This is a genomic window from Mesorhizobium sp. P2_E9 (genome assembly GCF_056403815.1).
Genome location: NZ_JBFUET010000004.1, coordinates 38,264 through 58,611, shown reverse-complemented (window position 1 = coordinate 58,611; position 20,348 = coordinate 38,264). Strand labels below are relative to the sequence as shown.

24 protein-coding genes and 1 tRNA gene are annotated in these 20,348 nt (G+C 61.2%); 12 read left to right on the top strand and 13 right to left on the bottom strand.

Translation table 11 applies throughout. From position 1 onward, the window contains the following. Positions 1 to 2: 2 nt before the first annotated feature. The gene (locus AC1D05_RS08680; protein WP_477440044.1) at positions 3 to 395 is read left to right on the top strand and encodes a cytochrome C oxidase subunit IV family protein; all 393 of its coding nucleotides are present in this window, start codon (positions 3 to 5) and stop codon (positions 393 to 395) included. 180 nt (positions 396 to 575) lie between these two features. Continuing rightward, a complete protein-coding gene (locus AC1D05_RS08675) occupies positions 576 to 1,049 on the top strand; it encodes an aminoacyl-tRNA deacylase (protein WP_477440042.1) in 474 nt (157 codons plus the stop codon). A 56-nt stretch (positions 1,050 to 1,105) separates the two neighbouring features. On the opposite strand, the gene AC1D05_RS08670 is transcribed toward AC1D05_RS08675, so the two are convergent. From AC1D05_RS08670 to tig, 5 genes are all read right to left on the bottom strand, one after another. After that, positions 1,106 to 1,924, bottom strand: a complete 819-nt coding sequence (locus AC1D05_RS08670) for a DUF2189 domain-containing protein (RefSeq protein WP_475450440.1) — start codon at positions 1,922 to 1,924, stop codon at positions 1,106 to 1,108. A gap of 453 nt (positions 1,925 to 2,377) precedes the next feature. Continuing rightward, entirely contained in the window at positions 2,378 to 3,313 is a 936-nt protein-coding gene (locus AC1D05_RS08665; protein WP_477440040.1) for a heme o synthase, read from the bottom strand. 160 nt (positions 3,314 to 3,473) lie between these two features. After that, positions 3,474 to 3,854: a c-type cytochrome gene (locus tag AC1D05_RS08660; RefSeq protein ID WP_096446724.1), complete on the bottom strand. Its 381-nt coding sequence runs from the start codon at positions 3,852 to 3,854 to the stop codon at positions 3,474 to 3,476. A 152-nt stretch (positions 3,855 to 4,006) separates the two neighbouring features. After that, complete coding sequence (locus AC1D05_RS08655; RefSeq protein ID WP_477440038.1) at positions 4,007 to 4,681, bottom strand: hypothetical protein; 675 nt, start codon at positions 4,679 to 4,681, stop codon at positions 4,007 to 4,009. 14 nt (positions 4,682 to 4,695) lie between these two features. Then, positions 4,696 to 6,177, bottom strand: coding sequence for a trigger factor (tig, locus tag AC1D05_RS08650; protein WP_477440036.1), 1,482 nt, complete (start codon positions 6,175 to 6,177; stop codon positions 4,696 to 4,698). Between the two features lie 377 nt (positions 6,178 to 6,554). Between tig and AC1D05_RS08645 the strand changes: the two genes are divergently transcribed. Further along, positions 6,555 to 6,639 (top strand) — tRNA-Leu (locus AC1D05_RS08645). Between the two features lie 114 nt (positions 6,640 to 6,753). Beyond that, on the top strand, positions 6,754 to 7,794 hold the full coding sequence (locus AC1D05_RS08640) for a COG3904 family protein (protein ID WP_477440034.1): 1,041 nt from the start codon (positions 6,754 to 6,756) through the stop codon (positions 7,792 to 7,794). Between the two features lie 181 nt (positions 7,795 to 7,975). Here the strand turns inward: AC1D05_RS08640 and AC1D05_RS08635 are convergent, their stop codons facing one another. After that, complete coding sequence (locus tag AC1D05_RS08635; RefSeq protein ID WP_477440032.1) at positions 7,976 to 8,560, bottom strand: GDYXXLXY domain-containing protein; 585 nt, start codon at positions 8,558 to 8,560, stop codon at positions 7,976 to 7,978. Then, complete coding sequence (locus AC1D05_RS08630) at positions 8,557 to 9,675, bottom strand: DUF2157 domain-containing protein (RefSeq protein ID WP_477440030.1); 1,119 nt, start codon at positions 9,673 to 9,675, stop codon at positions 8,557 to 8,559. Before AC1D05_RS08630 ends, AC1D05_RS08635 begins: the two co-directional genes overlap by 4 nt. Positions 9,676 to 9,911: 236 nt before the next feature. On the opposite strand from AC1D05_RS08630, the gene AC1D05_RS08625 reads away from it, so the two are divergent. The 7 genes from AC1D05_RS08625 (at position 9,912) to AC1D05_RS08595 (ending at position 13,466) form a co-directional block, all read left to right on the top strand. Next, positions 9,912 to 10,052, top strand: a complete 141-nt coding sequence (locus tag AC1D05_RS08625) for a DUF1127 domain-containing protein (protein ID WP_013531315.1) — start codon at positions 9,912 to 9,914, stop codon at positions 10,050 to 10,052. A gap of 49 nt (positions 10,053 to 10,101) precedes the next feature. Then, a complete protein-coding gene (locus AC1D05_RS08620) occupies positions 10,102 to 10,242 on the top strand; it encodes a DUF1127 domain-containing protein (RefSeq protein ID WP_477440028.1) in 141 nt (46 codons plus the stop codon). 574 nt (positions 10,243 to 10,816) lie between these two features. After that, the gene (gene trmFO, locus AC1D05_RS08615) at positions 10,817 to 12,226 is read left to right on the top strand and encodes a methylenetetrahydrofolate--tRNA-(uracil(54)-C(5))-methyltransferase (FADH(2)-oxidizing) TrmFO (protein ID WP_477440027.1); all 1,410 of its coding nucleotides are present in this window, start codon (positions 10,817 to 10,819) and stop codon (positions 12,224 to 12,226) included. A 3-nt stretch (positions 12,227 to 12,229) separates the two neighbouring features. Continuing rightward, entirely contained in the window at positions 12,230 to 12,529 is a 300-nt protein-coding gene (locus tag AC1D05_RS08610) for a hypothetical protein (RefSeq protein WP_477440025.1), read from the top strand. After that, entirely contained in the window at positions 12,526 to 12,798 is a 273-nt protein-coding gene (locus AC1D05_RS08605; RefSeq protein WP_477440023.1) for a hypothetical protein, read from the top strand. Before AC1D05_RS08610 ends, AC1D05_RS08605 begins: the two co-directional genes overlap by 4 nt. Before the next feature lie 61 nt (positions 12,799 to 12,859). Continuing rightward, positions 12,860 to 13,150, top strand: a complete 291-nt coding sequence (locus AC1D05_RS08600) for a type II toxin-antitoxin system ParD family antitoxin (protein WP_477440021.1) — start codon at positions 12,860 to 12,862, stop codon at positions 13,148 to 13,150. Beyond that, on the top strand, positions 13,134 to 13,466 hold the full coding sequence (locus tag AC1D05_RS08595) for a type II toxin-antitoxin system RelE/ParE family toxin (RefSeq protein ID WP_477440565.1): 333 nt from the start codon (positions 13,134 to 13,136) through the stop codon (positions 13,464 to 13,466). Before AC1D05_RS08600 ends, AC1D05_RS08595 begins: the two co-directional genes overlap by 17 nt. Positions 13,467 to 13,478: 12 nt before the next feature. On the opposite strand, the gene AC1D05_RS08590 is transcribed toward AC1D05_RS08595, so the two are convergent. From AC1D05_RS08590 to yajC, 6 genes are all read right to left on the bottom strand, one after another. Then, the gene (locus AC1D05_RS08590; protein WP_477440563.1) at positions 13,479 to 14,429 is read right to left on the bottom strand and encodes a sterol desaturase family protein; all 951 of its coding nucleotides are present in this window, start codon (positions 14,427 to 14,429) and stop codon (positions 13,479 to 13,481) included. Next, positions 14,429 to 14,863 (bottom strand): hypothetical protein, encoded by a 435-nt coding sequence (locus AC1D05_RS08585; protein ID WP_477440019.1) that lies wholly within the window; start codon positions 14,861 to 14,863, stop codon positions 14,429 to 14,431. Before AC1D05_RS08585 ends, AC1D05_RS08590 begins: the two co-directional genes overlap by 1 nt. 79 nt (positions 14,864 to 14,942) lie before the next feature. After that, positions 14,943 to 15,794 carry a phytoene/squalene synthase family protein gene (locus tag AC1D05_RS08580; RefSeq protein WP_477440561.1) on the bottom strand — a complete coding sequence of 284 codons (852 nt, stop codon included), beginning with the start codon at positions 15,792 to 15,794 and terminating at the stop codon, positions 14,943 to 14,945. Between the two features lies 1 nt (position 15,795). Beyond that, entirely contained in the window at positions 15,796 to 16,188 is a 393-nt protein-coding gene (locus tag AC1D05_RS08575) for an Mth938-like domain-containing protein (RefSeq protein ID WP_477440559.1), read from the bottom strand. Between the two features lie 28 nt (positions 16,189 to 16,216). After that, on the bottom strand, positions 16,217 to 18,763 hold the full coding sequence (secDF, locus tag AC1D05_RS08570) for a protein translocase subunit SecDF (RefSeq protein WP_477440017.1): 2,547 nt from the start codon (positions 18,761 to 18,763) through the stop codon (positions 16,217 to 16,219). 51 nt (positions 18,764 to 18,814) lie between these two features. Further along, on the bottom strand, positions 18,815 to 19,156 hold the full coding sequence (yajC, locus tag AC1D05_RS08565; protein ID WP_027043763.1) for a preprotein translocase subunit YajC: 342 nt from the start codon (positions 19,154 to 19,156) through the stop codon (positions 18,815 to 18,817). 289 nt (positions 19,157 to 19,445) lie between these two features. Here yajC and AC1D05_RS08560 point away from each other — a divergent pair, with 289 nt between their 5' ends. Then, positions 19,446 to 20,321 carry an ATP-binding protein gene (locus AC1D05_RS08560; protein WP_477440015.1) on the top strand — a complete coding sequence of 292 codons (876 nt, stop codon included), beginning with the start codon at positions 19,446 to 19,448 and terminating at the stop codon, positions 20,319 to 20,321. Positions 20,322 to 20,348: the final 27 nt, after the last annotated feature.

The following is a 20,348-nucleotide window of genomic DNA, read 5'->3' as shown; positions in this document are numbered from 1 at the left end:
ATATGGCTGAAGCAACCGCAAACGGCCTCGGACAACACGCACTTCACGCGCATGATGCGCCGGTTGCAGCCGCCCATGCCGAAGTTCACCAGGAACACCCGATCAAGCTCTACCTGGTGGTCTGGGCGTGGCTGTTCATCCTCAGCACCTGCTCCTATCTGGTCGATTATTTCGGCCTGCACGGCTATCTCAGATGGTCGCTGATCCTGATCTTCATGATCCTCAAGGCTGGGCTGATTGTCGCTGTCTTCATGCATATGGCCTGGGAACGGCTGGCACTCGCCTATGCGATCATCCTGCCGCCGATACTGATCGTGGTGTTCGTGGTGATGATGCTTTTCGAGGCCGATTACACGCTTTTGACCCGGATGACGTTTTTCGGCGCTGGCCCCTGACCGGCACTGCGGGTTCAGCCGGGCGAAATCCGTGGCCGGAAATCGCCCGCGCCGCTTGCCAGTCGATGGCCTTGAAACAAGCGGCCGCTGGTGCATTTCTCCTGGTGCCGGAAACGACAGGAGGAACGAATTACCTCGTTTCCGCATGCGTCGCGAACTCAAGCAGGAGGGACGCCAAAAATGACCATCGCAAACAGACTTAGGGAATTTATCGACGGCAAGGGAATTTCCTACGACACCGTCCCGCACCATCGCACATCCACCAGCAGGCAGTCGGCAATAGCCGCGCATGTGCCCGGCAGCATCATGGCCAAGTCAGTGGTCGTTCACCACGAACTTGGCTATGCGCTGGCCGTGGTTCCAAGCACGCACAGGATCGAGCTCGGCAGGTTGCAGGACGTCATGGACAGACGCCTCGGCCTTGCCTCCGAAGATGAGGTGGTTTCGCTCTTCAGCGATTGCGACATCGGCGCCGTCCCACCGATCGGTGCGGCCTACGATGTGCCGGTGATCCTCGATGAAAGCCTCGGCGACGCCGCCGACATCTATTTCGAGGGCGGCGACCACAGGACGCTGGTGCATGTAAGCGGCAAGGACTTCCGCAATCTGACGAGGGATGCACGCCAGGCCCGCTTCAGCCACGCTGCCTACTGAACCTGATCCTGTCGCGCCGGCGCGCCCTCGCCGACGCGACAAAGGCTGGAACGTGCTCAGTTCACCGGTCTGGCGGAGGCCGGCGGCTCCACGACCTTGCGGTAGACATGCCAGGTGGCGTGACCGAGGATCGGCAGCACGACCGCCAGTCCCACAAACACCGGCACAGAGCCGATGATCAGCGCGACAGCGACGATCAATCCCCAGACAGCCATGGTGATCGGGTTCGCCATCACCGCCCGAACCGAGGTGTGGATAGCCTCGTAGGCGCCCACATCGCGGTCGAGCAGCAGCGGGAAAGCAACGACCGTCGTGCACAACACCACGACGGCGAAGACGAAGCCGATGGCGTGCCCGATGATGATCAGCGTCCAGCCGCGCCCGGTGGCGAATATCTGATTGATGAAGCCGGATATCGATTCCGGCGGCGCCGGGCCAAACAGATATTGGTAGAACATCTGCGCAGTCAGGAGCCACGCGATGAAGATCGCAAACAGCATGATCCCGACAGCCGCGATCGCCGGCAAAGCCGGGGAGTTCCTGACCTCGAAAGCGTGCCGCCAGGACGTATCGAGCCCGGCCTCCCGCCTGCGGCTGATCTCATAGAGGCCGATCGCCGCGAACGGCCCAATCAGCGCAAAGCCGGACACCAGCGGAAACAGCAAGGGCAGCGCATTGGCGCCCGATGTCCAGGCGGCGAGCACGACGCCGACGAGCGGGTAGATCAGGCAGAGAAAGACGATATGCGAGGGCTTGACCATGAAATCGTCGACGCCGCGCCTGAGCGCGTCGAGGAGATCGGAAACACCGATCTTTCTAATTCTCGTATGCTCCAGCGTCTCGCTGGCACCTGCAATCACGTGAAAGCTCGCCATAACCGTTCCTCCGGATCAGGTCCGGCAAGGTCGGGGGTTCACGGTGCCACCGATGGGCATGGCTGGCCACGCAAACGCGACCTGCACTGTCCTTAACATACTCTCTTGTGCGGGACTTGTCGCCTTGTTGGTGGGGAGTTGGTGGCGGCGGGGCGGGACGCTGGCCCCGGAAGTCTTTCTTCGATATTCTCATACGGTGCCGCGCGCCCCTTTTTGGCGCGCCCGGGACGCTGCAGGCACTTTGATTGGCGCGTGATCCCCCGGCGGAGGTCAGCGAAGCGAAAATCGATCCCGGTTTTCGCAGCCATGCGCCAGATCGAAGGTGAAGGTCATGGACGCAAGGACGGTTCTCATACTTGGCCTCGGCATAGTCATTCTGCTGCTGCTGGGATTTTGTGCGCTGCCGGCGTGACGGATCAGCGTGCGGCCTTCAGCATGGCACTTATCAACCGTTCAAGCGCCGGCTGAAACCAGCGCGCGCATGATGACGGTGTCGGCAAGCAGCGCGGCGAAGATCGCGAAAAGATAGATGATCGAGTAGGCAAACAGCGCCTTGGCGGGCTTCAGCTCCTTTTCGGCGGTGGCCAGGACCTTCCAGGCGTGCCAGATAAAACCCGCGCCCAATACGGCCGAGACAATTCCGTAATAACCGCTGGCGAATCCGAAGGCCCAAGGCAGCACGCCGGCCGGCGCCAGAAGCAGCGCATAGGCAAGGATCTGCTTCTTCGTCGAAGCCGGGCCGGCCACATTCGGCATCATTGGAATGCCGGCGGCGGCGTAGTCGCCGACCTTGAACAGCGCCAGCGCCCAGAAATGCGGTGGCGTCCACAGGAAGATGATCAGGAACAGGACAAGGCTTTCGACGCCGACGGCGCCGGTGGCCGCCGCCCAGCCGATGACTGGAGGAAGAGCGCCGGCGGCACCGCCAATGACGATGTTCTGCGGCGTCGAGCGTTTCAGCCACATCGTGTATATGACGACGTAGAAGAAGATGGTGAAGGCCAGCAGCGATGCGGCGAGCCATCCAACCAACAAGCCGAGCGTCATGACCGAAAGACCGGCAAGCACGAGGCCGAAGCCGAGCGCTTCGCCCGGCATGACGCGGCCGGACGGAACCGGCCGCTTTGATGTTCGTGACATCAGCGCATCGATGTCCGCGTCATACCACATATTGAGAGCCCCGGCCGCCCCTGCCCCGATCGCAATTGCACCGATAGCGATCACGGCGATGATCGGATTCATCACAACGGGAGCCACCATCAGGCCGACGAAAGCGGTGAAGATGGAGAGCGCCATGACGCGCGGCTTCAGCAGCGCGAAGAAATCGCCCGCCGTCGCTTCCGAGAGGCGGATGGCGGTGTCCCCGAGACGGCTTTCCTTAGTCGACATTGCAGGCGAACCACCGATGGAAGCAGGCAAGCTGGGCCATGATCCCTAACTGAACGCCCACGTAGGCGAAAACGGAACCCTGTTGTTGCTTACGCTGTCCCTTTGATTCCAATAAGATCACGGTAAAACAAGGCGTTAGACGAATGGCGGAGGAGCCAGGTCACTTGGAGAACGTTTTCAGATAGGCAATGACGTTGGCCACGTCTGCATCGTTCTTGAGGCCGGGAAACGTCATCTTGGTGCCTTTGACCATGGCTTTGGGATCGTGAAGGTAGGTCGTCAGCGTTGGCTCGTCCCATTTGATGCCGGATTTGCCTGCCGCAATCATGGCATCGGAATATTTAAAATCCGGATGCGTACCGGCCGTGCGGCCGATGACGCCATGCAGCGATGGACCGATCTTGTTCTTGTCCTCGTTTGCAATGTGGCAGACTTGGCATTTGGTGAAGACCTTCTCACCAGCTGCGGCATCCTGTGCCCGCGACGGATGCGCGATAAAGATCGTAACGGACACCGCAGCGAAAAACGCTATAGCGCGCATGGCATTTCCTCCCTGATCGCCATTTATGCCTCGGACGATCGCGCCTGGGAAGAATATCTCTCCCCGGTGGAATTGCAGTACTTACATACCACAGAATCCAGGCGGCGGGTAGAAAAAGCCAAGCATTGCGAAGGTTTAGAACCTCGGCGCGCTCATGGTGGAGCGGTCCGGCAGGTCCCGGCGATCTGCTCGACCGCCTCTTCAAGCCCCGCAAGGTCGAAATCCGCTTGGCCGCGGCCTGACAACAATCCGAACCGCCAGGAAAGCGACAGCCGGCTTGCGGGAACAAGGCGCTTGATGCTGTCGGCGCCGTCGCGCATCAGCATCCGGCCGCGCGATCCGACCGACCAACTCTCGTCGAACTTGCCACCGCCGTCGACGGTGACCGACATGGTGATCTTACGGCTGGCCGAAACCCCGTCATTCAATTGCAGCCATTCGGTCCAGCGCGGTTCGCCGTCTGCCCGGCAGGCAATGGTCAGCACCGGGCTGTAGCTCAAAGCGCCGCCACCCGTGATCAGTTTGTTGGTGCCATGAAGCGAAGCGGTGACAAAGCCACCGTCGTCCGTGCCGAAGCGCCACTGGCCGGCAAGCGCGTCGGCTTGGGCAAGATCACAGGCGAAGGCCAGAACCAGCGCCAGGGCGACGGCACGCCCCGTTTCGAAGAATAGGCTCAACGCCCCTCCAGGAACCACACGGTTTGCAGCAACAACGCAGATAGTGATTAGCGCTTGGTATAGCCAAGTACCGACTGCCGCGAAGCGAGCCGGCTGTTGCAGTTTCGCAACGAAAAAGGCCGCCCCTAGGGCGGCCTTCGTCGATTCCATCAAGTGCCGGAAACTTATTCGGCGTCCTTGGCGGCTTTTTTCTTCGGCGCAGCCTTTTTCTTCGGCTCTTCCGCCTCGTCGCCCGCCTCCGCCTTGGCTTCAGCCTTCTTGGCCGCGGCCTTCTTCGCCGGCTTCGCCTTGGTCGTGGTTTCCGCGTCCTCGTCGTCGGCCATCAGCTCTTCCTTGCTGACCTTGACGTCGGTTACCGAGATCTGGCCGAGCAGATGATCGACGACCTTCTCTTCGAACATCGGCGCGCGCAGCGCATTCAGCGCCTCGGGATTGTTGCGGTAGAACTCGAAGGCTTCCTGCTGCTGGTTGGCCGGGAAGCGGCGAACCTGCTCGAACAGGCCGCGCTGCAATTCCTCGTCCGATACGGTGACACCGGCCTTCTCGCCGATCTCGGCCAGCACCAGGCCGAGGCGCACGCGGCGTTCGGCAAGACGCAGATATTCGGCGCGGGCTTCTTCTTCGGTCGTCTCTTCATCGGCGAAGGTGCGGCCGGCGGCTTCCAGATCGCGGTTGACCTGCGCCCAGATATTGTTGAACTCGGCCTCGATGAGCTTCGACGGCGCCTCGAACGAATAGGCAGCATCCAGTTGGTCGAGCAGCTGGCGCTTGACCTTCTGGCGCGTCATCGAGCCGAATTGGTTCTCGATCTGGCCGCGCACGATCTCACGCAGGCGCTCCAGCGATTCCAGGCCAAGGTTCTTGGCGGTCTCGTCGTTGATTTCCAGTTCGCCCGGCTTCGACACTTCCTTGACGGTGACGTCGAAGGTGGCTTCCTTGCCGGCCAGATGGGCCGCCTGGTAGTTTTCCGGGAAGGTCACGGTGACCTGCTTTTCGTCGCCGGCCTTGCTGCCGACCAGCTGGTCCTCGAAGCCTGGAATGAACTCCTTGGAGCCCAGCACCAGCGGCTGGTCGGTGCCGGCGCCGCCGGCAAAGGCCTCGCCGTCGATCTTGCCGACATAGTCGATGCTGACGCGGTCGCCTTCAGCGGCCTTGCCGGTCTTCGGCTCGTAGCTGCGCGCCGATTCGGCAACGCGCTTGACCTGGTCGTCGATCTCGGTGTCCGGCACGTCGAACACCTGACGCGTCACCTTGATGTCGGAGAAATCCTTGATCTCGATCGCCGGAATGATCTCGTAGTTGAGGCGGAACTCGAAGTCGGTGCCACCGGCCAGGATCTTCTCGGCTTCCTTCTCGTCCTCGGTCATGATGACTTCGGGCTGCATGGCGGCCTTTTCGCCGCGGCCCGTGATGATCGAACGGGTCGAATCGTTGAGAATCTCGTTGACCACTTCGGCCATGAACGACTTGCCATAGACCTTGCGCAGGTGCTGCACCGGCACCTTGCCCGGCCGGAAGCCGTTGATGCGGACCTTGTTGCGGGCGTCCGACAGCCGCGCCATCAGCTTGGCTTCCATGTCACCGGCCGGCACGGTGATCTTGATCTCGCGCTTGAGACCGGAGTTGAGCGTTTCGGTGACCTGCATCGTAAAACCTTTGTTTTCACCAATGAGACTGCCACGGCCTCTGCCGTTTACAGCCTGCCGGTATAATCTTGCCGGGAATGGCTTTTGGTACGGAACCTGGCGATTTGACCGAAATTACGGCTCAAACTCTCCCAAACTGCGTTCCAAAATGTGAATAAGTTCTTGTTTTTCCTACTTCTTATCACATTCTGTAGAAGCGGATCGTCGCGTCCCGTCACATTTGACACGCCTTTTGTCACAGGCGAGGCCAATTTTCAACAGTCTTCGCATTTAGGCGAATAACCAACATTTTGGCCCTCACCCGGCATTTTGGACCTGAGCCAACATGTCGAACCTGACATTGACAGAATGATGGCTACATGGGATTGCCGGAGCATGCGGATGTGGCGGAACTGGTAGACGCCCTGGATTTAGGTTCCAGTGCCGAAAGGCGTGGGGGTTCGAGTCCCTTCATCCGCACCAATTTTTTTCGGCCAATGACCGCTTCGAATGAAATCCAACTTTCAAAGAAGGCCCTTGAAATAATTCCTTGACAGGTTCTTACTTGCAGCAGGCAGGTTGGGGCTCTGTCGTGCTGTGCGTGTAGTTTCTCTAGTTCTGGCGGTGGCGTCAATTGTCGCGGCAGCAACATGCAAGGTTGAGGCCCTAGAATACACGCCTGTTTCGTCTCCAGGGCAGCAGCCGTTTCTTGTTGTTTCCGGCGAATTCAAAGACAATGAACCCCTGAACGCTTTTGGCAACGCGGTTGTGAGCAGCCGGGTCCGGATGATCGTATTCAACTCCCCCGGCGGCAATGTCGGCAGCGCGCTTCGGTTGGGGCGTATGATCCGCGCGGCAGGCTTGGATACGCTTCAGGTTCGTCAATTGCAGTGCGCTTCAGCCTGCTCACTGGCCTTCTTGGGTGGCGTCCACCGTGTTGCCGAACCAGGTTCTATCGGCGTTCATCGGGCTTGGTTGAAACCGGCTGACGGGATGTCCAGAGAAGAAGCAAAGGCCCGTGTTCAGCTCGGAACGGCCGCAATCACATCCTATGTAGTCGAGATGGGAGTGGACCCCAAGCTGATGGAATTGGCTTCGAGCTATGACAAGAATGACATAAGATACCTATCGGCCAGCGAAATGGCAGAGTTGCGTGTGACCAATGTCGCAGCGAACCAATCGCCCGCAGATACATCGCAGGTGTCGACGAGGCCAGATCCCGTGCCCGCGCCAGTGCATGCACCCGACGTAAGGCAACAGGCGGAGAGCGTTGCGGTCGCCTTCGTCAAGGATTTCATCGAGCATCATGGCGACAACGACGATTTCGCTCTTGCTCAAGTTCAGGCGTCCTACGCTCGGACGGTCGACTATTATGGCAAGTTGACGAACCTGAGTTCGATCATTCAGGACAAGAGGAGCTATTACCGGCGATGGCCCGAACGCGTATATAACGTCCGCAATGACAGCATTGCGGTCACCTGTGCAGACGATCGCTGCATGGTTTCTGGCGTCTATGACTGGGTTGTGCGCAGCCCCTCGATACACAAGCAGGAAAAAGGCGTAGCAGACTTCAGCTACACAATATCGATTGGTCCCTATCCAAAAATCGTCGCCGAGACGAGTAAGGTCCGGAGTTGATCCGCAGAGTTCTCCATCCCTGAGTCGGTGAACTTTCTTGCGAAAAATCTGTTTGGCTATTTCGTATAGTAGCACGCGCCCCCCCGGTGGGTGCCGCAACGCTTGTACGGCAAGGCCCTTACACTTGATTTAAGGGGGTTCTGGTCTCCTGATTCGCACCGATCACCGGCATACGTCGTTATTAATATAGCGGTTCCTCGAATAGCGTCTTGTCGCCGTCGACCAGCGCCTTGATCTGCGCGGTGCCGTCGCTGGCAAGGGCAAGCCGTATGCCGAACGGGCGCACGCGCATGTCGTTCTGGATCGCCATCCCCTGGCCTTCCGGCAGGTAGAACCGTTCAATGCCGTAGTCTGGCGCGATCGTCATGCCCTCGCTGCGCAGATCCCAGCCTTCGGCGACATGGCCTGATATATCGGCCTCGTCGCCCCCGGCAGGGGTCGGCGCCTTGCCGAACCAGGCGGTGGTCGGCGTCCAGTAGCCGTCGGCGCCCTTCTTTAGCCTTACAACGATCGAGGTGTCGTCGCTGGAGAACTTGCCGACAGGAATGTTGGCGATCATCTTCACCGGTATACGCGAGATGTCATAACCGAGGATGATATAGTCGCCGCGCAGCAGGTCGCGCGGATCGACGGGTTCAATCTTCAACAGCACTTCCTTGCCATTGCGCAGGATCGCCGCCCGGCCGGCGATGATCCAGCTCAGGAAGCCTATCTGGACGAGCGCCAGCACCAGCGCCGAGATAACAAGCCTCCTTCCGGTCATCATGCCGTGGCTCCTCCGGTGGCCGGACCCTTCATGCGTTTTTCGACGCGGATAATGACGATCGCCAGAATACCGAGCAGCACCGCGGCGGCCAGGAAGAAGCCGGCCGTGTCGAGCATCGATTGCAGAGTCACGACATAGATCATGGCGAGTTCGAAGGCGAAGCCGAGATAGGCAAGCCAGCGCAGGCCTCGGCTCTCCCTTCCTGCCAGCACGATAGCGGCAACGATGCCGGCAAGCGCGACGACCGAGGCGATGGTGAAACCGCTGTTGTAGGTGCTTTCGTCGGCCAGTTCGAACTGGATGATGGCGAGGCCGGTGAGGAAGCCAAGCAGCGCGTGCAGCGGCAAGCGGCCGCTAAGCTGCACGAGCCGGTCGACCGGCTCCGGCGCGAAGACGGCAGCAGCGAAGAGCGCGACAGAAACGATGACCAAGGGGATCGCCACCGGCAGCGTCGCGTGATTCCCGGCCAACAGCACGAGATAGAAGAGCAGCGACAGGATGATCAGGTGCCGCGCCGGCTGGCTGCGGGTCCAGAATGAGACGGCAAACAGCACGATCGCCATGACGACGAAGGCATACGGAAAGTTGCTACGGCTGTAATAATCGAACCCTTTCAGGAACAACCAGGCATCGGCGATGCCGACCGAAGCGACGGTGAGCGGGTTCGACCGCAGCGCGACCGCCGCTAGTGCCGTACCGGCGCCCCAGGTGACAAGCGCGGAAGCCTCGTCGCCGGACAAATGATACATCTGGCCGATCAGCGCGATCGAACCGCCGAACGCCGCCGCGGCCACGATCCAGAGCGCCTCGCCGATCGCCGCATGGTCGCGCGTCTTCAGCACCGCGCCGCCGACATAGCCGCCAAGGATGATGGCAAACAGCGCTGCCACCCGCGCCAGCCGCGGGATGGCGTCCCAGTTGGCAGCGACGAAGATCAGGATGGCCGCGCCAAACAGCAGTGCCGCCATCATCGCCAGGATCGAACCGAAGCTCAGTGATTTGCGCGCGTTGGCCTCGACGTCACGTGTCAGGGAATCGGCTGTCGCGGCGTCGATCAGGCCTGCCTGAAGCCACCGCGCAATATCGGACCTGACCCGTGTCGAGTAGCCCGCCATGTCCTGCCTCCCCCGCTAGGTCGTTTTTTCAGCCGAACCAGCCAAACCGTTGACGTCACGGCACTTTCTGATTCTGGCTTCTTTGTGTCAGGTCCGTGAAGGCGCGTTAATGTTGCATTGCACAATTTGCATTGCTGCCATGCAGCCATAGCGCTTTTAAATCGATATGACCCCGCCTATTTATGGTTCGTACACAAACGGAATGATCCGCAAGAAAAGACGAAACGAGAACTACCATGAACCTGATCCGCAACTACCGCAACTGGCGCCGCTACAGGGACACCGTGTCCGAGCTGAGCCGCCTGAGCAACCGTGAACTGACCGACCTCGGCATCAGCCGCAGCGACATTCCTTACGTCGCTCGCAAGGCGGTCTAATCCTTCGGACCGCGAATGGTCCGAACAAGTTTCTGAAGAGAGAACGACAATGAACCTGATCCGCAACTATCGTAACTGGCGCGTTTATCGCGATACGGTTACCGAGCTGGGTCGCCTTTCGAACCGCCAGCTGCATGATCTTGGTATCGTCCGCGACGAAATCAAGATCGTCGCCCGCCGGGCGATCTAACAACGGAATTTCGCTGGGGTCGACCTCCTCCCCGACCTCCAGCGAACGGTCAGCCCTTATCCTCCTCCCGAGGGTTGACCACCCAAACGGCGCCCGCCGCACCTCCTCCCGCGGCGGGCGTTGTTTCCCCGGGGCAAAATGAACTTTGCTCCAAAGGGTTTCGCCCCTTTTAAAAATGGCGAAAGAGATTTCGTCAAAGCCGACCTCCTCCCCGGCAATGACGAATAGGCCCGACCTTCACCTCCTCCCGAGGGTTGGCCAACCAAACGGCGCCCGCCGCACCTCCTCCCGCGGCGGGCGCTGTTTCTCCGGGGCAAAATGAACTTTGCTCCAAAGGGTTTCGCCCCTTTTCAAAACGCGAAAGAGATTTCGTCAAAGCCGACCTCCTCCCCGGCAATGACGAATACGGTCGATCTTCACCTCCTCCCGAGGATCGACCCCAAAAACGACACCCGCCGGACCTCCTCCCCCGGCGGGTGATGTTGTTTTCGGCGGCTGGTTTCGCCCTCTGCGGTTTGCCCCACACCAAGCGCGACAATTGCAATCGCGGCGGCAAGCGATTATTCCGGCGCTCATGAGCAAAAACCCTATCCATATCATTGGCGGCGGTCTCGCCGGTTCAGAAGCCGCATGGCAGGCAGCGCAAGCCGGCGTTCCCGTTGTGCTGCATGAAATGCGCCCGGTTCGCGGCACCGACGCCCACAAGACCGATAGCCTGGCCGAGCTCGTCTGTTCCAATTCCTTCCGCTCAGACGACGCCGAAAACAACGCGGTCGGCCTGCTGCATGCCGAAATGCGTCTGGCCGGCTCTTTGATCATGAGCGCCGGCGACGCCAACCAGGTGCCGGCGGGCGGTGCGCTCGCCGTCGACCGCGACGGTTTTTCTGAAGCCGTGACAAAGAGGCTCGAAGCGCACCCGCTGATCACCATACAGCGCGAGGAAGTTCCCGGCCTGCCGCCGGCGGACTGGGACCAGGTGATCATCGCCACCGGGCCGCTGACCGCACCGTCGCTCGCCCAGTCGATCGCCGAGGCGACCGGTGCCGATGCGCTGGCCTTCTTCGACGCCATCGCCCCGATCATCCATTTCGACACGATCGACATGGATACCTGCTGGTTCCAGTCGCGCTACGACAAGGTCGGACCGGGCGGCACCGGCAAGGACTACATCAACTGTCCGATGGACAAGGACCAGTACCTTGCCTTCGTGCAGGCGCTGGTCGACGGCCAGAAAACCGAATTCAAGCAATGGGAAGGCACGCCCTATTTCGACGGCTGCCTGCCGATCGAGATCATGGCCGAACGCGGCGTCGAGACGCTGCGCTACGGGCCGATGAAGCCGATGGGCCTGACCAACGCGCACAACCCAACGGTGAAAGCCTATGCCGTCGTCCAGCTGCGCCAGGACAATGCGCTGGGCACGCTCTACAACATGGTCGGCTTCCAGACCAAGCTCAAGCACGCGGAACAGGTGCGTGTGTTCCGCACCATTCCAGGCCTGGAAAACGCCGACTTCGCCCGCCTCGGCGGCTTGCATCGCAACACCTACATCAATTCACCGACCTTGCTGGACCAATCCCTGCAGCTGAAGTCGCGTCCGGGCTTGCGTTTCGCCGGCCAAATCACCGGCTGCGAGGGCTATGTCGAAAGTGCTGCCATCGGCCTGCTCGCCGGCCGCTTCGCCGCCGCCGAGCGGCTCGGCCAGACACCCTCGCTGCCGCCGCTCACCACGGCCTTCGGCGCCCTGCTCAACCACATCACCGGCGGCCACATCGTCTCCGATGACGAGCCGGGAAAGCGCTCCTTCCAGCCTATGAATGTCAATTTCGGCCTGTTCCCGCCTGTCGAAGCGGTGAAGATCGAAGGCAAGCGTCTGCGCGGCAAGGATAAAACGGTCGCCAAAAGGCACGCCATCACATCGCGTGCGCTGAGCGATTGCCGCGAGTGGCTGGGGCTGCCGGCGCGGGCCGAGGCAGCAGAGTAGTCCGTGGCCAAACGCTCCAGTCTGCCCCAGCTTCTACCGCCGGGTTCGCCGACAAGCGAGAAGCCTTTCGCCGGCAACTACGAGATTGTTTGGAGCATCTACGTCAGATGCAACAACCTGCAAAAACTGCGTGAGGTTCACATACCCGCGCTTGAGGCGCTGATCGGCCAGCCGCATGGCGGCGAAGGTTGGTTGTACGAAAATGAAAATTACAATGAAAACCGCGACCGAAGCCTGAGGCGGATTATTGCCGTGCAGGGCCTTGACGGCCCTACAATGACCGGTTCCTCCTCGATTTCTTGAAGACGCTCTATTCACTGTCATCCTTCTGGGCCATCCAAGCTCGTCTCAATCCGTCGCATCCTCAGGGCGTCGACGTCAGCGCGCGGTTCGAGCGAGAAAACCCCGGCTCGGAAGCGCCCGCAATCGTCGACGCGCTGGTCGAACTGCAAGCCAATTCCACAGATGCGCAGGGCCGTACGATCAGGAGAAGTTTCGGCATAACACGACGTATCGGCGCCACCGTGCGGGGGCACACAGCGGCCGCCGGGGAGACGAAATCCGGTCAGTAACAGCTTTAGTTGGCAGTGCGGATAGAGTAGGATACTATCTTACTCGCTAACGGAGCCGTTCATGGAATCCGCCGAAAAACTGTCTGTCACCGTCACGCCCGCCATGGCGCGCATGATCCGCGAGAAGGTCGAGGACGGCTCCTTCGGCTCGGCCAGCGAAGTCATCCGCGCAGCGCTCCGCGCCTTCCAGCGCGAAGAGGAAGAGCACGCCGAGCGGATGGCGTCGATCCGGGCGCGGGTGAAGGCGTCGATCGAGGGTACGAGGCAAAGCCACTCGGGAGAAGAGGTTCGCACACACCTCCGGGGTCTCTTTGACCAGTATTCAAGCCGCGCTGATGATTCAGCGGCTTGAAGTCGAGTATCAAGACGACGCCAGGAATGACCTGGCCGACATTTTCAGACACATCGTCGAGGCCAGCGGAAGTCCTGACGTCGCACTGAAATTCGTTTTGCGTATCGAAGACCGCTGCCAGAGCATCGGCAACGCGCCTCGAGGTGGCCGTTCCCGCGACGACATCGTGCCCGGACTGCGAACAGTTCCGTTCGAGCATTCCGCCGTCATCACTTACATCGTCGACGACGATCTCGTCCGCATCGTCAATATCTTCTATGGCGGCCGCGATTACGAGGCGCTGATGCGGGATGGTGGTTCGAGCGACCTTTCTTAGCAGCCAAAGCAGCTACTCCGCCGGCTCAGCGCCCGCCATCGGCAGACCCGGCTTCCCGGCCTCACCAGGATTCCGCCTGACATAGGCCGCCTTCAGGCTTTCCGATGTCTCGCGCGAGCCATCATGGCTCCAGCCTGGCGGCTTGATCAGATAGTTTAGGCGATCGCTGAGCGTCAGCCCCGGCGCGAAGGCATCCCTGAACATGCCGATCCACTCGTGGAACGCCACTTTCAGCGGGTTGAAGGTGCCGAGATTCTTGACGATGCCGTAGCGCGGCCGGTCCTCCTCCAGTTCCTCGACGAAGGTGCCGAACATGCGGTCCCAGATGATCAGCGTGCCGGCATAATTGGCGTCGAGATAGCGCGGATTGGTGGCGTGGTGGACGCGGTGGTGCGATGGCGTGTTGAAGATAAGCTCGAACCAGCCCCACATCTTGCCGATCGTCTCGGTGTGGATCCAGAACTGCCAGACCAGATTGAAGCCGAAGGTGAAGGCAATCACCGCCGGATGGAAGCCGAGCAGCACCAGCGGCGCCTGCAGCACGAACATGAAGGTGAACAGGCCGGTCCAGCTTTGCCTGAGCGCCGTCGACAGATTGTAGTGCTGGCTGGAATGATGGTTGACGTGCTCGGCCCACACCCAGCGCACCCGGTGCGCGATGCGGTGGTAGACGTAGTAGCGTAGATCATCGAGCAGGAAGGCGGTCAAAAAGACCCAGACTGACAGGCTGAGATTGAAGACGCGGAACTGCCACAGCCACAGCAGCGCCCAGTAGGACACGACGCCAAGCAGCAGCCCGGCAACGACATTGCCAGTGCCCATCATCAGGCTGGCCAGCGTGTCGCGCGTCTCGAACGAGCCCTTGGCGCGACCGCTGCGCACGAGCCAGAGCTCGATCAGGATGGCGGCGACAAAGAATGGAATGGCCAGTTGAGTGACCTGCGGAAAATCATAACTGTCCATCATGCGGCCTCCCTGGCGGCATCTGAGTGGCGTGCTTCAAGAGCCTTCAGCAAGGCCTGGGCATCGCCGGCATCGGCAAAGCGGAAGCGGCCGCCCTTCCAGGTGAAGTCCGTCAGCCGCATCAAAATTGTGTTGGCCTCATCAGCGCTGGACACCTTTGTGTCGGCAGGCGTGACGATGCGGGTCAAAAAGCAGTCGCCAACGCTGTGAACGATGCCGATGCGCCCTCGTCCAAGGTCCAGAAATGCTGTCTTGGCGTCCGCCGTCAGGCGGACTGTCGCAGCCATCTCGTCAGGGTAATCCTCCGCAAAACGGCTCAACGCCTGATCCGGATCGGCCAGCGTGGCCGTCTTGCTGCCACCGGTGAAATGCACGGCGGCAACCGACAGCGCTATGCCAAGGGCGACGATCGCAACCAGTACGGGCAAGCTCATGGATTTCCTCCGGGCCGGCCTGTCGTCTGCGGCGACAGTTCCCGGCACGGCCGAATCCTTAGCACGATTGACGTTTACGTCAAAGTGCCGGCCAGCCCTTGCCCGCGTGCCGCAACAGCAGCCAATGCCGGCGTAAGGCCGACAGCCTCACGACTCCTTCGAGCGGCGAATGGCGCGAGCCTTCCATCTTGTCGAGATAGGCGCGCGACAGCGCCAGCGGCAGGAATGCCGGACGCAAGGCTACCGGCAGCCCAGCTGCGCCCCGCTCGAAAGCCGAAAGGTGTTCGCGCGCCAGTGCGATCATCGCCGTCACGGCGCGCTGCGCCCCAGGCCCGCCATCGCCGGCAACAAACTCTTCCGGCGACGATCCAGCCGCCGCCAGGAGATCGGCTGGGATAAAACACTGCCCGCGCTTGCGGTGCAGCGGCAACAGCAGCAACAGGCCGGTCATGGCCTGCGCACAACCCGCCCTGCCCGCCAGTTCGGCAAAGCGAGGCGCCTCGACGGGATCGAGCACCATCGCCGCAAGCTGGATGAGCGCGGCCGCCGTCTCGCCGCAATAGCCTTCGAGATCGGTTCGCGACGGCATCGGATCGTCGTAGAGATCGAAGATGCGCGCTTCGAGCATGTTGTCGAACGCCAGCTTTGGTAGGCGATGGGTGGAAATTATCGCCTTCAGCGCGTCCCCGACGGGATGGCCGATGCTTGCGCCATCATTGTCGGCGGCGATGAGGTCACGCCACCATTGCAGCCGTACTTCGCCGGGCAAAGCTTCATGGATGCGGTCGCGGATGCCGGCGATTTCAGCATTGAAAGCGTAAAGCGAAAACACCGCATCGCGCTTGTCGGCCGGCGCGTAGAGTGCCGTGAGATAGCGGTCGTGGTCGGCGGCGCGCACCGCGTCCATGACGATTTTGGCATTCTGCGACATATCAGTCGACGGCGATGAGCGCGGCAGCCACGGCGCGGTCTTCCGCCAGAAGGACATTGTAGGTCCGCACCGCAGCGCCCGTCGACATCGGGTCGGACGCAATGCCCGCTTCTTTCAACGCCGCGCGCAGCGCCGCCGGCAAAGGCCTCAAATCCTTGCCCATGCCGACCAGCAGGATCTCGACCTTATCGGCCTCGGCCAGCAGCCTGTCGAAATCCGCAACTGTCAGCGCTGTAGCGTCCGCCGGCTCCCAGCCATGGATGCCTGTGGGCAGGCATAGCAGCGAGCCGCGATGCGACATGTCGGCAAAGCGGAACCCGCCATTGCCATAGGCCTCGATCGGCGCGCGGCCGGGGAAATGCGCCTCGCGGATGACGATGCCTTTGCCGGTCACCACTCTGTCACCCCTTCGGGGCCGCGCGTCAGGTCGCGACCGCCTTGCCGCTAACCGGCTTCTCCTCATCGGCCGAAGCCTGCGGCCGCAGCTTGAACAGGATCAGTAGTGGTGCGGCGATAAAGATCGACGAATAGGTGCCGAACACGACGCCGAACAGCATCGCCATGGTGAAGGAACGGATGACTTCGCCGCCGAACAGCACCAGCGCCAACAGCGCCAGGATCGTCGTCACCGAGGTCAGCGTCGTTCGCGACAGCGTCTCGTTGATGGCGTTGTTCAACAGCTGCGGCAGCGGCATTCGCTTGTATTTTCGCAGATCCTCGCGGACACGGTCATAGACCACGATCGTATCGTTCAACGAATAGCCGATAATGGTCAGGATCGCCGCCAGCGATGACTGGTTGAACTCCAGCCCGGTGATGACGAAGAAACCGAGCGTCATGACCACGTCGTGCACGGTCGCCACGATGGCGCCGACCGCGAACTGCCATTCGAAGCGGAACCAGACATAGACCAGGATGCCGATCAGCGCGACCAGCATGGCGATGGTGCCTTGCTTGGCCAGTTCGCCGGAGACCGTCGGTCCCACCACTTCGACGCGGCGGAAATCATACTGGTCCTGCAACTCGCCGCGCACCTTGTCGATGACCGTCTGCTCGGCGTTCTCGCCACCATCCTGCGTGCCGACGCGGATCAGCACGTCGTTCGGCGCACCGAACTGCTGCACCTGCACTTCGCCGATGTTGAGCTCCATCAATCGGCTGCGGATATCGCCGATATTGGCATCGCCGCTCTTGGCCTTCACCTCGATCATCGAGCCGCCCTTGAAGTCGATGCCGTAATTGATGTCGACCGTCATGAACAGCACCACGGACAGCACCGACAGGAAGCTCGACAGCGCGAACGTCCAGCGGCGAATGCCCATGAAGGGGATCTTGGTGCCTGGCGGAATGAAGGTCACCGGCGCCTTCGGCAACTCCTTCGGGCGGGCGCGACGCAGCCAGATCGACACCAGCAGGCGGGTGAAGGTGAAGGCGGTGAAGACCGTGGTCAGGATGCCGATGGCGTAGGTGATGGCAAAGCCCTTCACCGGCCCGGTGCCGAGATAGAACAGCACCACGGTGGCGATCAGCGAGGTGACGTTGGAATCGACGATGGTCGCCAGCGCCTTGGTGAAACCGGTGTCGATCGCCTGGATCACCGAGCGGCCGGCACGTCGTTCCTCGCGGATGCGCTCATAGATCAGCACGTTGGAATCGACCGCCATGCCGATGGTCAGCACGATACCGGCAATACCGGGCAAGGTCAGCGTCGCCCCAAGCAGCGACAACACACCGACGATCATCGCCACGTGCACCGCCAGCGCGATGTTGGCCAGGAAACCGAGGAAGCCGTAGGCGACGAACATGAAGGCAACGACGAGGATCGAGCCGATGATGCCCGCGACCTTGCCGGCATGGATCGAATCCTGGCCGAGGCCCGGACCGACCGTGCGTTCCTCGATGACCGTCAATGTCGCGGGCAGCGCGCCGGCGCGCAGCAGCACGGCGAGATCGTTGGCGCTCTGGGCGGTGAAGTTGCCGGAAATCTGGCCGGTGCCGCCGAGGATCGGTTCACGGATCTGCGGCGCCGAGATCACCTGGTTGTCGAGGATGATGGCGAACAGCTTGCCGACATTCTGCGAGGTCGCCTGGCCGAAGCGGGCGGCGCCCTTCGAATCGAAGCGGAATGAAACCACCGGCTCGTTGTTCTGCGAATTGTATGTCGCTTGCGCGTCAACGAGGTTTTCGCCCGATACGATGACACGGTTTTCGATCAGATAAGGAACCGGCGGATCGTCCTGCGAATAGAGCACCGACGAGCCCGCGGGCGGGCGGGCCTTCATCGCGTCCTGCACCGGCATCGACTGGTCGACCATCTGGAAGGTCAGCTTCGCGGTCTGGCCGAGGATTTCCTTCAACCGCTGCGGATCCTGCAGGCCAGGCACCTGGACAAGGATGCGGTCGTCGCCTTGCCGCTGCACGATCGGCTCGGTGGTGCCGAGTTCGTTGACGCGGCGCTCGACCACCTCGATCGACTGCGCCAACGCGGTCGATGTGCGGTATTTGATGCCTGCGTCGGTGACCGTGAATTTGAGTAGCCCCGGCTCGGACTCGTCCAGCGACATTTCCTGGATGGAGCCGCCGCTGAACAGGCCAGCGGCGACAGGATCGGTCAAGGTCTTCAGCGCCTTCTTTGCGGCGTCGAGTTGGGCTGGATCCGTGATGCGGACCTGCAAGGTCCGCCCGGTGCCGGCAAGGCCGGTATAGCCGATCTTGGCGTCACGCAGCAGCGTGCGGATTTCGTCGCGCGTCGTCTCCAGCCGATCCTTGATCAGATCGTTCTGGTTCATCTCGAGCAGGATGTGCGAACCGCCCTGCAAATCGAGACCAAGCGTCATCTGCCGCTTCGGCACCCAGCTCGGCAGCTGGGCCAGCGTGCTGGCCGGGAACAGATTGGGCGCGGCGAGGATCACTGTGATGGCCACGGCCACCCAGATCAGGATCATCTTGAAGCGCGAAAAGTAAAGCATATGGCGTCGTCCGTCAGAGCGTGTCCGCGGATCGCTCCGCCTGGAATTGGATTATTTCTTGGCGTTCTGGTTGGCCACCGGTTCGCCCTTGACGCGCACATCGGCGATCGTCGAGCGCAGCGCCGTGACCTTGGTGCCACCGCCGAGGTCGATCTCGAGCTCGTTATCGTCGATCACCTTCGTCACCTTGCCGACGAAACCGCCGCCAGTGACGACCGTGTCGCCGCGACGGACCGCCGCCAGCATCTCGCCGCGCTTCTTCAGCTGCGTGCGCTGCGGGCGGATGATCAGAAAATACATGATCACGAAAATCAGGACAAACGGCAAAATGCTGATGAGCATATCGGGAGAGGCGCCGCCGATGCCTTGGGCGTATGCCGGTGTCACGAACATCGAGAGTACTCCTGAATTTTGAAAACAGCCGCCAACCGTCCTGCGGAGTTTGGCGGCCCCTTGAAATTTGGCCGGAATATAGTCGGTAAAGTTGTCAATGCAACTGCGCCGCCAGCCAAATCGGCTGCTTTTCCGGCTTGTCGGGCCGTGTTAGAGCATGACCGCGAAAAGCGCGAGCCGGTTTTCCGAAAAGATCACGCTCGAACAAACGGTTGGAACCGGTTTCGAACCCGACGGAATCGAACGCCTCCACCTGCCCGCCCCAGGAAACGAACCAAAAAGACCTGAAATGACCGACAGCAGCATCGACGCCCTCAACAAGAAACTCGACCGCCTGATCGAGGCTGTCGGCCGCCTCGCCCCGCCGCCGGTGCCTGAAACCGACCTCGGCGAGGCCGACTGCTTCGTCTGGCAGGCCGATCCCGGCTATCTGGAGCCGGTGCGCAAGGTCAACCGTGTCGACATCGGCCTGATCCGCGGCGTCGACCGTGTCCGCGACATATTGGTCGACAACACCGAGCGCTTCGCCGCCGGCCACCCGGCCAACAACGTGCTGTTGTGGGGCGCGCGCGGCATGGGCAAATCGTCCCTGGTCAAGGCCGTGCATGCCGAGATCAATGCCAAGGCCAAATCCGAGCTGCCGCTGAAGCTGATCGAAATCCACCGCGAAGACATCGACACGCTGCCGAAACTGATGGGTTTGCTGAAGGCGGCCCCTTTCCGCGTCATCCTGTTTTGCGACGATCTGTCCTTCGATCATGACGACACCTCCTACAAGTCGCTGAAGGCGGCGCTTGAAGGCGGCGTCGAGGGCCGCCCGGTCAACGTCATCTTCTACGCCACCTCAAACCGCCGCCATCTGTTGCCGCGCGACATGATCGACAATGAGCGCTCAACCGCCATCAACCCGTCCGAAGCGGTCGAGGAAAAAGTCTCGCTGTCCGATCGTTTCGGACTTTGGCTCGGCTTCCACAAATGTTCGCAGGACGAATATCTCGAGATGATCAACGGCTATGCCAGCCATCACGGCCTCGACATCGACCCCGAGCAGCTGCGCGCCGAGGCACTGGAATGGGCGACGACACGCGGCAGCCGCTCGGGCCGCGTCGCCTGGCAGTTCACCCAGGACCTGGCCGGCCGGCTTGGCAAGCCGCTGAAGGATTGAAGCGTCGCCGGAGCAATTCCAGGAAAG